This is a genomic window from Pseudomonas sp. CCI4.2 (assembly GCF_034350045.1).
Classification (GTDB): domain Bacteria; phylum Pseudomonadota; class Gammaproteobacteria; order Pseudomonadales; family Pseudomonadaceae; genus Aquipseudomonas.
On record NZ_CP133781.1, the window covers coordinates 2,604,332 to 2,617,070 of the forward strand.

The following is a 12,739-nucleotide window of genomic DNA, read 5'->3' on the forward strand; positions in this document are numbered from 1 at the left end:
GGATTCCAGGCGGGTCAAACTCGCTGGGAATGCTACCGGAAAACACTCATACGAGCACTCGCTATCAAGTTTTCCGGGAACTAACCGATAGCCAGACGTATGCAGTTTTCTAGTGGAGCCTCCCGTGCGCCAACGATATTTAGCCTTGCTCAGTGTGTTTGCCAGTTTGCCGGCAGTGGCTATTACGTTCCAGACACGTCTGGAAAGTATCGAATGGAAAGTCGAAGGCGATAAGTTTGAGTGTCGCCTGACCCAACCCATCACCGATTTCGGTGCTGGCGAATTCGTCCGTCGTGCGGGAGAACAAGCCACATTCCGAATTAAGGCCAGCGGTGGAATGCTGGGTTCAGGTTCCGCCACACTGCTCGCTGCGGCCGCCCCTTGGCAGCCCGGTCGTGGTGACGTAAACCTTGGTGCTGTCAGGGTGAATAACAGCACAATTCCGTTCAATTCCTCCCAAGGGCAAGCAGGCGGGTTACTTGCAGGGTTGATGGAAGGTCGCAGCCCAGTGATCCGTCATCATGGGCAGGGCGGCAGCGTGATGGAAATTCGCTTGTTACCCGTGCGGTTTGCCAAAGCGTTCAGCGATTACCAGGCATGTACCGCCAAGCTGCTGCCCAAGAACTACGAACAGGTCAAGCAAGCGCAGATAGGCTTTCCGGGTAAAGATGCCGATCTTGACGCTCACGCGCGGGCCCAGCTACAAGTTATTGCTGATTTCCTGAAGGCCGACCCTACGGTGAATCACATCGAACTCGACGGCCATTCCGACAACAGCGGGAATCGATTGACCAACCGGGACATGTCACGCCGCCGAGCGCTGGCGGTGATGGATTTCTTCACGGCCCAAGGCGTTCCCGAGAAGCAGATCACCATGCGGTTTCATGGCGAACGCTATCCTTTGGCACCTAACACCAACGCGGCCAATCGCTCGCGCAACCGACGAGTCACCGTTCAATTGGATCGGTTGCCACCGGACGATAAAGCCCCGTCAGTGGTTGCAGCGGGATCGGCTGCCGCTACGTCGTAATCGGCTGCGACTGATGCCCCGCTCGACATTAACTGTCGCTTGGTCGTCACAAGCTGTCGCGCCTCTGTAAAGCCATCGGTTTGAGCGGTAGAATCCTTCGCTTTGCGTACAACCCGGTGGAGTGAAGGCATGGCGGACGTAAACAAGGTAGTTCTCGCGTATTCCGGTGGCTTGGATACTTCGGTAATCCTCAAGTGGCTGCAGGACACGTATAACTGCGAAGTAGTGACATTCACGGCTGACCTGGGTCAAGGCGAAGAAGTCGAGCCCGCACGCGCGAAGGCGCAGGCCATGGGCGTTAAAGAAATCTATATCGATGACCTGCGCGAGGAATTCGTGCGTGATTTCGTGTTCCCGATGTTCCGCGCAAACACCGTCTACGAAGGCGAGTACCTGCTGGGTACGTCTATTGCGCGTCCGCTGATTGCCAAGCGTCTGATCGAAATCGCCAACGAAACCGGCGCGGACGCCATTTCCCATGGCGCCACTGGCAAAGGCAACGACCAGGTTCGTTTCGAACTGGGTGCGTATGCGCTTAAGCCCGGCGTTAAAGTCATTGCCCCTTGGCGTGAATGGGACTTGCTGTCACGTGAAAAGCTCATGGATTACGCCGAGAAGCACAACATCCCGATTGAGCGTCACGGGAAGAAAAAGTCGCCGTACTCGATGGATGCGAACCTGCTGCACATCTCCTATGAAGGCGGCGTGCTGGAAGACACCTGGACCGAGCACGAAGACGACATGTGGCGTTGGACCAAGTCTCCCGAGGACGCGCCGAACGTCGCCACTTACCTTGAGCTGACCTATCGCAACGGCGACATCGTCGCGCTCGATGACGTGGAAATGTCACCTGCAACTGTTTTGGCGACCCTGAACCGTATCGGTGGCGAAAACGGTATCGGTCGGTTGGATATCGTCGAAAACCGTTATGTGGGCATGAAGTCCCGTGGTTGCTACGAGACGCCGGGCGGCACCATCATGCTGCGCGCTCACCGCGCCATCGAATCGATCACCTTGGACCGCGAAGTGGCTCACCTCAAGGATGAGCTGATGCCGAAGTACGCCAGCCTGATCTACACCGGCTACTGGTGGAGCCCTGAGCGCCTGATGCTGCAACAAATGATCGATGCGTCGCAGGCTCATGTTAACGGCGTGGTTCGTCTGAAGCTCTATAAAGGCAACGTCATCGTCACCGGCCGTAAGTCTGATGAGTCGCTGTTCGACGCTACCATTGCCACCTTTGAAGAAGATGGCGGTGCCTATAACCAGGCCGACGCAGCCGGCTTCATCAAGCTGAACGCTCTGCGCATGCGGATCGCGGCTAACAAAGGCCGCAAGCTGTTCTGACCCCCTGCGGCCCCCTCTTGCGCGCCGCTCAGGCGCGCAGGGGGGCGTTGTTTATATCAAATAAACAACACCTCACTTGTAGTGATCGATACAAGCGCGAAAGTATGAATGTGTTTGAGGGTCTTTGAAAATTCACTGACCCGTGCGACCAATTCTCCATCGTTGACAACATCACTTCGGCAGCTCAGTAATACAATCAATTGTGTTGATCGAACGTCATTGCGCCGACGCTCGTTGTCAGTGTGCAACAGCGACATCAGGTGGATGACGTCCTCTTTGCACGAGAGGGGACCGCCATACGCTATTTCTATTTCGTCGGTGGGGTGCAGTAGCAGTTTGGAGTGAGACCGCAAGTGTCCCGCTCTTTGGGATGTTGGGCACGTTGATACAGAGCGATGGAGTGGAGGCTTTATTGGTTGAACAGTCGACAGCTCGGATTTTTTGAATACCTTTAGAAAGTTCTTTTCATTGGAGAAGTCTGAAGGCCCGTACAGGACTTTATAGTTAAAATTCAATGTCAGAAAAAACAAAGAAGTTAACACTGACGGAAAGACAATCAGGAACCAAACGTAGATACGCTGATTGCTCTCATCCAAAAAAGGCAGCGCGGTGGCTGCCGATGCCTCGGACAGCGCCGCAAACAGTGCGATGACACTGACCGGGTTCATTCCGTTGACTGAAGCTTTGATCATGGTTATTACTCGATAACGCATAAGTGCAGGGCAATGACTCTTTAAACGTAAGCGGGAGAGGAATGCAATAAACAGTTCGTCATGTGGGTATGTTTATAGGCATCACTCACCCGGTAGTGCGTCGGGCGACGGTGTGTCTTTCATTTGCTTAAATTCGAAGCGATAGTCTCGACCGATCTCCCATACTTGGCGAACGCTCAAATTCAGTTTTTGTGCGATCTCAAGCGCGGTGTAACCTAGGCTGGAATAATGCATGGCGTGGCCGGCGACCCTGTCGTCAACCGCATCAGGGTCGCGCAGCCCTTCTGTTCTAGCGCCGCGAACGGGCCGGCTATAGGAGATTTTCAGTCCTTGTTCTCCTGCCATTCGCCGGACATCTTTTTTTGTCATTCGCAGCGAGTATTGCAAGGAGCTAACCCCAGCACCCTTGGCGACCAGGTTTTTTAAAAGTTCGATTTTTTTAAGGGCATCTTCCTCAGTCTCAATCGGCGGGTTTTTAGGGGGCAATGATTCGGCAGAGAATTCGGCTGTTTCTCCAAGGGGCACTACATTGATAACACCTCCTCGTTGAATGTACTGTTCCACCGCAGTATCAAGGTCGAGTTTAGGTTTAGACTTTGATGGCGACGAGGTGCGTGAGTCTTTGTTATTAGTCACGAGCATGTACCTGTTTAAAAGTGGAAATAAGCGAATTCGCTGGATGAAGCGCACAGCGTATCGACCCGCTGGAAGGCGGTAACAGTGAAGCTCTGGGCTGGCCAGATTAAATGGGCGAGCTCTATCGGCTCGGTTAAATCCAGGCAGAGGGCGATTTTTTGACAAAAAACGGCGGGTCAATAAATCCAGTATTAGGGGTTCTGATAAGCACTTGAATGAAAGTTATTGAAGTGGCTGTCGATAAAAAGTAACGAGTGGTAATAGGATTTGCAAGTAAAAACGGCAGATTAGATAAATTGTATTGTCGATGTCTTTGGCTTCTTACATGGAGGTGGCAAGTCTTCTCCATGTGTCGTAGTCCATTTCCTTTTTGTCTGGTTGAGGCTAGCTAGAATGTAGGGAATAGCATTAACTCATTGGCGGACGAGCCTTAGGTGCAGGTATTCGGTATTTTTTTCGCTGTGCTAACAACAAATTGACTCGACCTGGCTGGTCGCTATTTGAGTTTTTTCTTTTACGTGCTGGCTCTTATTTACTAAAATACGAGGCGGAATTTTCTGGGAATCTTGGCGGGATCGACAGCCGTTTGATTCGGATAATATGTCGAACTGTTCTCATGCTGATTCGTAGGAAAATTCGTATGGGAATGTAGTACATCTCTTGTAACCAAGCGTGGAATTAATAGGCCTTGTTTAAAGGTATAGTTTGCGTTCTGGATCTACAGATGCTCGGATGGAATTAGTAATAATTCTTTGAACGTTATCCTGTGGTATGTCAGACAATTCGACTTATTCTTCGTACAAGAGAGAGCGACGAAATCCTGAGGGTCCAGTCGTACCGATGTAGCGTCGGCCAGTTTTGGTTCGATAGAAGAAATCGAGACTGGAGCCCTTTCAAAAAAAACATCGGCCAGTGGCCATGCGCCTGCGCTTACCTATGTTCCCAATGGGAATTACGGCAAGCGCTGAACAGTCTAAAGGGAGTTGGGGATATGCTTGACGGAACGAAAAAAATTATATTGCTTGAATCAAACTGCATTGAAGCACCAAAAGGAGCTGCAACTATTTCTTACGGTCCTGTAGCAAGTCAGTCGTCAGTAAACCAGAAAAATATCATGCACCTGAGTGTTTTTGTAGGATATATCTGTCGTATTTGTAGGAAAGGTCTCTGTCTGTTAGTCCTCGGAGGGGTGCGCCATGCAAAGCACTAAACGACTAGGCTATTGTGCTGGCTCTGAAAAATCGAACAGCGAAAATTGGACTTGCTCATGAATAAAGTGCTGATCGTGGATGATCACCCCGTCATTAGACTTGCTGTACGCATGTTAATGGAGCGTCATGGCTATGAAGTCGTCGCGGAAACGGATAACGGCGTGGACGCCTTGCAACTTGCTCGCGAGCATTTACCCGATATCGTCATTCTTGACATCGGAATACCAAAATTGGACGGTCTGGAGGTAATCACTCGTCTGTCAGCGATGACGCTTCCTTTCAGAGTGTTAATACTGACGTCTCAAGCCCCAGGTCACTTTTCCATGCGATGCATGCAAGCGGGGGCAGCTGGATATGTGTGCAAGCAACAGGATTTGACCGAATTGCTGAGTGCAATAAAGGCTGTGCTATCGGGGTACAGCTATTTCCCTAACCAGGCATTACACACCGTTCGTTCGAGCCTGGGAAACGCCAGCGAGGCAGATATGGTTGATCGGCTTTCGGGCCGGGAGATGATGGTTCTTCAGCAGTTGGCGTGTGGGAAGACCAATAAGGAAATAGCCGACGGGATGTTTCTCAGTAACAAAACTGTCAGTACGTACAAGACCCGTCTGTTGTTAAAGCTCAACGCCCGCTCGTTGGTGGACTTGATTGAGCTCGCTCAGCGAAACGGATTGGTTTGAGAGGATTTGGAGGGGAACACAAGATGGATGCCAAATCCTGTTCCCCATTACGGTAAAGCCCCTCGAAGACGAGAGGCTTTACCTCGCGTTCGTCAGGTCGCGGCCAATGGGTAAACCATAGGCTTACAGGTCGAAATCGTAATCGGCCAATCGCCGCTGCAAGCGTCGTTCTTCCAACATATTGTCGATGGTGCGACGTTTGCTCAAATTGGTTTTCGCGGTTTCCACGGGTGGCTGTGTGTCATCGTCCGCGTCAACTGCAACGAAATCGTCGTCCTCGTCCAGCTGCTCTTTGCCAGTGCTCATAAAGTGACTCCAGGCTTAGGCTGTCGTTGGCGGACCTTATAGCGGCAATTGTTGGCTGGGTAAAAAAGATTTTTTCAATCGATTACCTCAAAACAAGACTATTACTCAATCGTCAGACGTTTTTGCCTTGAATTCGCACAGATCTTCGATCCTGCAACTGCCACAGCGGGGCTTGCGGGCCTGGCAGACATAGCGTCCGTGAAGGATCAGCCAATGATGGGCGTCGAGCAGGAAATCTTTAGGCACAAATTTCATTAGCTGCCTCTCTACTTCAACGACATTTTTGCCCGGCGCTATGCCGGTGCGATTGCTCACCCGGAAAATATGCGTGTCCACGGCCATGGTCAATTGGCGAAAGGCAGTATTGAGCACTACGTTTGCCGTTTTACGACCTACGCCCGGCAGCGCTTCAAGTTCTTCCCGAGTCTGAGGTACTTGGCTGTGGTGTCGTTCCACCAGAAGGCGGCAGGTCTCGATGACGTTTTTAGCTTTGGCGTTGTAAAGACCAATGGTTTTTATGTAATCGCAAAGCCCGGCAACCCCTAGGTCGTAAATAGCTTGTGGGGTGTTTGCCACCGGGTAAAGACGTGCAGTGGCCTTGTTGACGCTGACATCAGTCGCTTGGGCCGAGAGAATCACGGAAATCAATAATTCAAAAGACGAGCTATAAGCCAGCTCTGTTTTAGGTTCCGGGGTGTCTTCCCGCAGGCGACGGAAAATTTCCAGGCGTTTTGCGGCGTTCATGGGTGCAGCGTTTCCTTGGCGGTGGAGGATTGATTGGTGTTCTCGGCACCGGCCGGTCGGATTTTAATCCGCCTATCAGCCCGGTAATTGTTCGCGGCAAGAAGCAATCCCAAGAGGATTAACCCGCCAGGGGTCAGCAGCGCCAAGTGGGCGCCCTCCGGCAGCATCTGTATCTCCCAGTGCGTTGCGCGAGCACCGAATAGCCACTGAGCGTGGCTGAACAGTGTGCCGTTGCCCAAGAACTCACGGAACAGGGCGAGTACCACCATCAAGGCACTGAATCGAGCGATCAGAGGGCGACCGCGGCGCAGCACGTCCACGGCAGTGCGTGAGTCGTTGCTCAGCACGCAATAAATGCCTAACAAAGGAAGGTAAATCCCCAACCCTTGATAAAGGGCCAATGCATACGCTTGTAGTACCAGCTCAGAACAGCTGACAAGCGAAGCAGCTAGCAACGCGCTGGCGAGGAGTTCGGCGCTGGGCGTCAATAGTTGGCGTATCCGTGCAATCAGCACGGCGTGCACGCCAACAACGACCCACAGCACCATCAGCAACCCCAGTGCCAGGGCAAAAGAGTCGGTAACGCCCAGAAGGGGCGTCAAGCTCAGGGGGCCGAGCAGGGCATGAATACAAGGTCGATTAACCTGTTGCACGGGATGAGTCATGGGGGCGTACCCGACGGGAGCGCCATGAGTAGTGCCCGATAAGCGTCGAAGAAACGCAATGTGCTACGAATGGCGCCGACGGTTGCCCGAGAGGTGATGGTCGCGCCAGCGATTTGGTCGAAGTCGCCGTGATCTTTCGTTAATGCCCATTCTGACTCGGGAGGATCAGTGAGAGAGCGGCCGATAAAACGCTTGAGCCAGGCCGGTTCAGTCACGAGGCGGGCGCCAATGCCGGGGGTCTCGTTGTGCTTGAGGACTTTGACGCCGAGCAACTGGCCGTCTATCGACACGGCGATCAGTAACTCGATGGGGGCAGAATAACCTTGAGCCTGGCTATGAAACAGAACCGCACTGGGCTTGCCCCCTTTCGTCGCAAGATAACCGGCGATCACTGCATGGGTGTCGGCGGTGCGCTCAGGCAGCGACAGCGGGTGTTGTAACGGTTGATTATCGTAACTGTCAGGAGGCATAACCGATAAAAAGGCTTGAGCTTGAGCCGCCTCCTGCGCCGCACTGATTTGCAGTGCTGCCGCTTGCTGCAGCGCGATCGTCAGCCCAATGCCCAAACCCGCAAGCAAGACGATAACTAACGCGCTTAACCATCTCGCCTGCTTGGTCATGGCGTGGCTCCCGTTTTTTTTGTCTCGCTGTCGGGCTTCGAGCGTTCCAGGCGCTCCAAAGTGGGGACGGCCAGATTCATGAGCAGTACTGCAAACGCGACGCCGTCGGGGTAGCTGCCCCATGTGCGAATCAGGTAAGTGATTACCCCCACCCCAATCCCGAACAGCAACCGCGCACGCGGACTTTTGGGGCCGGACACGGGTTCGGTCACGATAAAAAATGCGCCGAGCATGCTCGCACCGGTCAGCAGATGGAACAGCGGCGACCCGTGAGAGTCAGAGCCTGAACCGTTCCAGCACAGCAGGCTGATAATAAACAGGCTGCCCAACATTCCCACGGGTGCGTGCCACGTAAACACGCGTTGCCGAAGCAGGAAGGCGCCGCCGGCTAAGAACCCCAGATTGAGCCACTCGGCACCCCGGCCCCCGAATCGGCCAAACGATGGATTACTGGCAAACAACTCCTCAACAGTGAGGCTTTTATTGATCCGCAATGCATCCAGTGCTGTGGCTTGGGCCCACGCATCGGGCGGTGCTGCCAAACCAAGGTTCACACCGAAGATCTGTTGCAGGCCGCCCAATAGATTCAGGCCGTGTGGGGCTGGCCAGTGGCTCATGTGCTGGGGAAAAGACACCAGCGCCATCGCGTAGCCGAGCATGGCCGGATTAAACGGATTTTTACCGATTCCGCCGAACAGATGCTTGCCGAACAGTAGGGCAAAACCGGTCGCCACCAGCGTCAACCACCACGGTGAATACGGCGGGAGAGCAAGCGCCAGGAGGGTGGCGCTGACCAGCGCACTGCCGTCGCTTAAGCTCGGCTTGAGCGGCAGCTGGCGCAATGTAAGCACCGCGGCTTCCACGGCCAGCGCCATGCTCGCGGCCAGGAGCCAGCTGATCACGATTCCCCAACCGTAAAACCATAGCAACGTCAGCGCCCCGGGTAACGTCGCGAGTAATACCAGCGTCATGGTTTTCTGCAGGCCGTCGCTGACCTTCTCGACGGTGTCGGGCAAGGCTTCAGGCGTTGGCATGCGCGCTGACCTGGGTGTGTGCCTGGGCCGCAGATTCAAGAAAAATCAGGGTTTGCTCGGCGGCTTCGAACTCGCGCTGCAACACCACCAGTTGTTCTTGTTGTTCCCGGGTAGGTGGGTGACCAAAGGCTTTTAACGATTTATTTAATTGTGCGCGGCTCATCGCCAGGGCGATCTTGGCTTTTTTCAGCGCCTGATCAGTGGCCGCTGCTTTTTGCGCACGTATTCGTTCAATGGCGGACTGCACCGGGCTCGGTACTGTTTCCTGGGCTGCACTCACCTGAGCCGTGCGCTGCACACGCGCCAGACGTTCGGCTTGGCGCTGCTCTTCTTCGCGGCGCAATCGATCATTTCGCACTTCGAAGCGGCGGCGGGCGTGGTCGCGTTTTATGCGCCGAGCCTGTTGCTGTTTATCGCTAACGGCCAAGCCGCCCACAACAGGCACTACCCCGGAAAGCGGCAGTGGGTGCATTTCGATGCAGTCCACCGGACACGGAGCTACGCACAAATCGCAACCGGTGCATTCATTAATGATTACGGTGTGCATCAGCTTCGCCGCGCCGAGGATAGCGTCCACCGGACAAGCCTGAATGCATTTGGTACAGCCAATGCATTCCGCTTCCCGGATAAACGCAATCTGCGCCGGTGCCGGGCCGCGCTCAAGGTCCAATTGCACCACTGGAACGTTCAGTAGCCGAGCAAGCGAGGCAATGGTTTCGTCGCCACCGGGTGGACATTTGTTGATGGCTTCACCGCTGGCGATGCCTTCGGCGTAGGGCTTGCAACCGGGATGGCCGCACTTGCCGCATTGCGTTTGTGGCAGCAGCACATCAATAGTTTGGATCAGGTTCATGGCTTGATCAGCCCGCTGAAACCAAGAAAAGCCAGGCCCATCAAACCCGCGCTGATTAACTGGATCGGTAAGGCACGAAAAGGCAACGGGACGTCCTGGGTTTGAATCCGTTGTTGAAGATCATGAAACAGGCTCAAAACCAGCCAAAATCCCAACCCCGAGCCGATGCTCAGCGCCAGCGCGTAGAGCATGCCCTTGTCGGGCTGAGTGCTTAACAACGCAAGCCCGAGGATACCGGCGTTGCTCACTAGCAGCAGTTGAAATCCGTCGAACGACAACCGGGGGAACAGTCGCGATAGCGCTGACACGCAGGGCTTTATCGCCATTACGCTGACTGGCAGGAATACGAACAACCTTAGATACCCCAGTTCCAACGGCACCAGTACCGAGTGGTACAGCAGGTAGTTGAGCAGCGTGCTGCAAAACATCACCCAGACGGTCGCCATCCCCAGCGCATGAAGTTGCACCCGAGTAATACAGGGTTCGCGGCTGGTATTGATTACGGGATCGACGCCCAACGGCCACTGCAATACAACGTTATTGATCAGGGCAGCGCTGATGAGCGTGAGAATGAAATCGGTCATGGGTGTGCCGGGTGAGCGAACAGGCAGAGGGTCCCTAAAGAAGATAGTAGCCAGCAAAAAACACGGCTACTTCTTGCGCGAAAAAGCCCACGAACGGCGATGTTCGTGGGCTTTGCGTCAAGCTTACTTGATTCGTTGCCCCGGCTTGGCGCCGCTGTCCGGGCTGAGCAGGTAGATTTCTTCGCCGCCAAGCCCAGCGGCCATCACCATGCCTTCAGAAATGCCGAAGCGCATTTTGCGTGGCTTGAGGTTGGCAATCATCATCGTCAGGCGCCCTTCCAGTTCAGTCGGATTCGGGTAGGCGCTCTTGATGCCGGAGAAGACATTGCGTTGTTCGTCGCCAATGTCCAAGGTCAAACGCAGCAGCTTGTCAGCGCCTTCAACGTGTTCAGCCTTGAGAATCAGGGCCACTCGAAGGTCCACAGCGGCGAACGCATCAAAGTCGATTTCGGCGGCCAGCGGCTCTTTGACCAACTCACCGTTGCCTTGCGGCGCAACCGAGGTATCGCTGGCAGTCAGGTCTTCTTTCGAGGCGTCGCTCATGGCTTGTACTTTTACCGGATCGATTCGGGTCATCAGCGGCAGGAACGGGTTGAGCTGATGATTACTCAGCAGCGTCAGGTGATCGTCCCAGGTCAGCGGCGCGACGTTGAGGAATTTCTCAGCATCGGCAGCCAACAGCGGTAGTACCGGCTTGAGGAAAATCACCAGTTGGCGGAACAGATTGATGCCCAAGGCGCAAACGGCCTGGACTTCATCTTGTTTGCCTTCTTGCTTGGCCAGTGACCACGGCGCTTTGTCGGCGATATAGGCGTTGGCGCGATCGGCAAGGCCCATGATTTCGCGCATGGCCCTGGCAAAGTCCCGCGCTTCATACGCTTCAGCAATGCAGGGCGCGGCTGCGAGAAACGCTTCGGTCAGTTCCGGCGCGGCGTTGCCTGCAACCAGCACGCCTGCGTTGCCCTTATGAATGAAACCGGCGCAGCGGCTGGCAATGTTGACCACTTTGCCGATCAGGTCCGAGTTGACCTTCTGTACGAAGTCTTCAAGGTTCAGGTCCAGGTCATCGACGCCACGGCTGAGCTTGGCCGCGTAGTAATAGCGCAGGTATTCCGGCGGCAGGTTGTCCAGATACGTGCGGGCTTTGATGAACGTCCCGCGGGATTTCGACATTTTCTGGCCATTAACGGTCAGGTAGCCGTGGACATTGATCCCGGTTGGCTTACGCAAACCCGCGCCTTCAAGCATGGCCGGCCAGAACAGGGCGTGGAAGTTGACGATGTCCTTGCCAATGAAATGGTACAGCTCAGTGGTGGAATCCTTGGCCCAATAGGCGTCGAAGTCCAGATCAGGGCGGCGTGCGCAGAGATTCTTGAAACTGGCCATGTAGCCAATCGGCGCGTCTAGCCACACGTAGAAGTATTTGCCTGGTTCGCCTGGAATTTCGAAACCGAAATACGGTGCATCGCGGGAGATGTCCCACTGTTGAAGTCCTGCATCCAGCCATTCGGAAATTTTGTTCGCAACGGCCTCTTGTAGCGTGCCACTGCGAGTCCAGCTTTTCAGCATGGCGTCGAAGTCGGGCAGATTGAAGAAAAAGTGCTGCGACTCTTTCAGAACCGGCGTGGCCCCGGAAATGGCCGATTTCGGATTTTTCAGGTCAGTTGGCGCGTAGGTCGCACCGCATTTTTCGCAGTTGTCGCCGTATTGATCTTCAGTGCCACACTTTGGGCACGTGCCCTTGATGAAGCGATCGGCCAGGAACATCAGTTTTTCCGGGTCGAAATACTGGGTGATCGAGCGCGTGGCGATGTGCCCGGCATCACGCAGTCGGGTGTAGATCATGCTCGACAGCTCGCGGTTTTCGTCCGAGTGCGTCGAGTGAAAATTATCGAAGTCCACTAGGAAGTCGGCAAAGTCGGCGCTGTGTTCAGCCTTAACGTTGGCGATCAGTTGTTCCGGGGTGATCCCTTCTTTTTCAGCACGCAGCATGATTGCCGAGCCGTGAGCGTCGTCCGCGCAGACATAGATGCACTGATTGCCGCGATGCTTTTGGAAGCGCACCCACATATCGGTCTGGATGTACTCAAGCATATGGCCAAGGTGAATTGAACCATTGGCATAGGGCAGGGCGCTGGTGACGAGAATCTTGCGTGGCTCGGACATGGGGCTCGGCTATTTGAAGTGGAACGGAGATCGGCCACTATAAAGGTCCGGGCGATATTTTTCACCCCGCGGACACATATTGCTCATCCCTATTGGGCGGCTAGGTGCTCGGCGAAAGCATGCCGAGGCGCTGCATAAGGCGTAGGA

General features: G+C 54.5%; 13 protein-coding genes. 3 read left to right on the forward strand and 10 right to left on the reverse strand.

From position 1 onward, the window contains the following. The first annotated feature begins 124 nt into the window (after positions 1-124). Positions 125-1,030, forward strand: coding sequence for a flagellar protein MotY (locus RHM65_RS11785; protein WP_322185110.1), 906 nt, complete (start codon positions 125-127; stop codon positions 1,028-1,030). A 129-nt stretch (positions 1,031-1,159) separates the two neighbouring features. Beyond that, complete coding sequence (locus RHM65_RS11790) at positions 1,160-2,377, forward strand: argininosuccinate synthase (RefSeq protein ID WP_322165804.1); 1,218 nt, start codon at positions 1,160-1,162, stop codon at positions 2,375-2,377. Between the two features lie 56 nt (positions 2,378-2,433). On the opposite strand, the gene RHM65_RS11795 is transcribed toward RHM65_RS11790, so the two are convergent. Beyond that, the gene (locus RHM65_RS11795; protein WP_322165803.1) at positions 2,434-3,069 is read right to left on the reverse strand and encodes a hypothetical protein; all 636 of its coding nucleotides are present in this window, start codon (positions 3,067-3,069) and stop codon (positions 2,434-2,436) included. 102 nt (positions 3,070-3,171) lie between these two features. Beyond that, a complete protein-coding gene (locus RHM65_RS11800) occupies positions 3,172-3,726 on the reverse strand; it encodes a hypothetical protein (RefSeq protein WP_322165802.1) in 555 nt (184 codons plus the stop codon). A gap of 1,267 nt (positions 3,727-4,993) precedes the next feature. On the opposite strand from RHM65_RS11800, the gene RHM65_RS11805 reads away from it, so the two are divergent. Further along, entirely contained in the window at positions 4,994-5,620 is a 627-nt protein-coding gene (locus tag RHM65_RS11805) for a response regulator transcription factor (protein ID WP_322165801.1), read from the forward strand. A gap of 123 nt (positions 5,621-5,743) precedes the next feature. On the opposite strand, the gene RHM65_RS11810 is transcribed toward RHM65_RS11805, so the two are convergent. The 8 genes from RHM65_RS11810 to metG all read right to left on the reverse strand — a co-directional run bounded on the left by RHM65_RS11810 (position 5,744) and on the right by metG (position 12,592). Beyond that, positions 5,744-5,926 (reverse strand): PA3496 family putative envelope integrity protein, encoded by a 183-nt coding sequence (locus RHM65_RS11810; RefSeq protein WP_322165800.1) that lies wholly within the window; start codon positions 5,924-5,926, stop codon positions 5,744-5,746. 105 nt (positions 5,927-6,031) lie between these two features. Beyond that, the gene (nth, locus tag RHM65_RS11815) at positions 6,032-6,670 is read right to left on the reverse strand and encodes an endonuclease III (RefSeq protein WP_322165799.1); all 639 of its coding nucleotides are present in this window, start codon (positions 6,668-6,670) and stop codon (positions 6,032-6,034) included. Beyond that, positions 6,667-7,335, reverse strand: a complete 669-nt coding sequence (locus tag RHM65_RS11820; RefSeq protein WP_322185113.1) for an Rnf-Nqr domain containing protein — start codon at positions 7,333-7,335, stop codon at positions 6,667-6,669. Before RHM65_RS11820 ends, nth begins: the two co-directional genes overlap by 4 nt. Then, complete coding sequence (locus tag RHM65_RS11825) at positions 7,332-7,955, reverse strand: RnfABCDGE type electron transport complex subunit G (RefSeq protein ID WP_322165797.1); 624 nt, start codon at positions 7,953-7,955, stop codon at positions 7,332-7,334. Before RHM65_RS11825 ends, RHM65_RS11820 begins: the two co-directional genes overlap by 4 nt. After that, positions 7,952-8,989 (reverse strand): RnfABCDGE type electron transport complex subunit D, encoded by a 1,038-nt coding sequence (locus RHM65_RS11830; RefSeq protein WP_322165796.1) that lies wholly within the window; start codon positions 8,987-8,989, stop codon positions 7,952-7,954. Before RHM65_RS11830 ends, RHM65_RS11825 begins: the two co-directional genes overlap by 4 nt. After that, the gene (gene rsxB / locus RHM65_RS11835) at positions 8,976-9,842 is read right to left on the reverse strand and encodes an electron transport complex subunit RsxB (RefSeq protein WP_322185115.1); all 867 of its coding nucleotides are present in this window, start codon (positions 9,840-9,842) and stop codon (positions 8,976-8,978) included. Before rsxB ends, RHM65_RS11830 begins: the two co-directional genes overlap by 14 nt. Then, positions 9,839-10,426 (reverse strand): electron transport complex protein RnfA, encoded by a 588-nt coding sequence (locus RHM65_RS11840; RefSeq protein WP_322165794.1) that lies wholly within the window; start codon positions 10,424-10,426, stop codon positions 9,839-9,841. Before RHM65_RS11840 ends, rsxB begins: the two co-directional genes overlap by 4 nt. Before the next feature lie 123 nt (positions 10,427-10,549). Then, positions 10,550-12,592, reverse strand: a complete 2,043-nt coding sequence (metG, locus tag RHM65_RS11845; RefSeq protein WP_322185117.1) for a methionine--tRNA ligase — start codon at positions 12,590-12,592, stop codon at positions 10,550-10,552. Positions 12,593-12,739: the final 147 nt, after the last annotated feature.

Bases quoted from the DNA above. Each gene is read 5' to 3' on its own strand.
- RHM65_RS11790 (WP_322165804.1), top strand. From the start codon at position 1,160: ATGGCGGACGTAAACAAGGTAGTTCTCGCGTATTCCGGTGGCTTGGAT.
- RHM65_RS11795 (WP_322165803.1), bottom strand. From the start codon at position 3,069: ATGATCAAAGCTTCAGTCAACGGAATGAACCCGGTCAGTGTCATCGCA.
- RHM65_RS11805 (WP_322165801.1), top strand. From the start codon at position 4,994: ATGAATAAAGTGCTGATCGTGGATGATCACCCCGTCATTAGACTTGCT.
- RHM65_RS11810 (WP_322165800.1), bottom strand. From the start codon at position 5,926: ATGAGCACTGGCAAAGAGCAGCTGGACGAGGACGACGATTTCGTTGCA.
- nth (WP_322165799.1), bottom strand. From the start codon at position 6,670: ATGAACGCCGCAAAACGCCTGGAAATTTTCCGTCGCCTGCGGGAAGAC.
- RHM65_RS11820 (WP_322185113.1), bottom strand. From the start codon at position 7,335: ATGACTCATCCCGTGCAACAGGTTAATCGACCTTGTATTCATGCCCTG.
- RHM65_RS11825 (WP_322165797.1), bottom strand. From the start codon at position 7,955: ATGACCAAGCAGGCGAGATGGTTAAGCGCGTTAGTTATCGTCTTGCTT.
- RHM65_RS11830 (WP_322165796.1), bottom strand. From the start codon at position 8,989: ATGCCAACGCCTGAAGCCTTGCCCGACACCGTCGAGAAGGTCAGCGAC.
- rsxB (WP_322185115.1), bottom strand. From the start codon at position 9,842: ATGAACCTGATCCAAACTATTGATGTGCTGCTGCCACAAACGCAATGC.
- RHM65_RS11840 (WP_322165794.1), bottom strand. From the start codon at position 10,426: ATGACCGATTTCATTCTCACGCTCATCAGCGCTGCCCTGATCAATAAC.
- metG (WP_322185117.1), bottom strand. From the start codon at position 12,592: ATGTCCGAGCCACGCAAGATTCTCGTCACCAGCGCCCTGCCCTATGCC.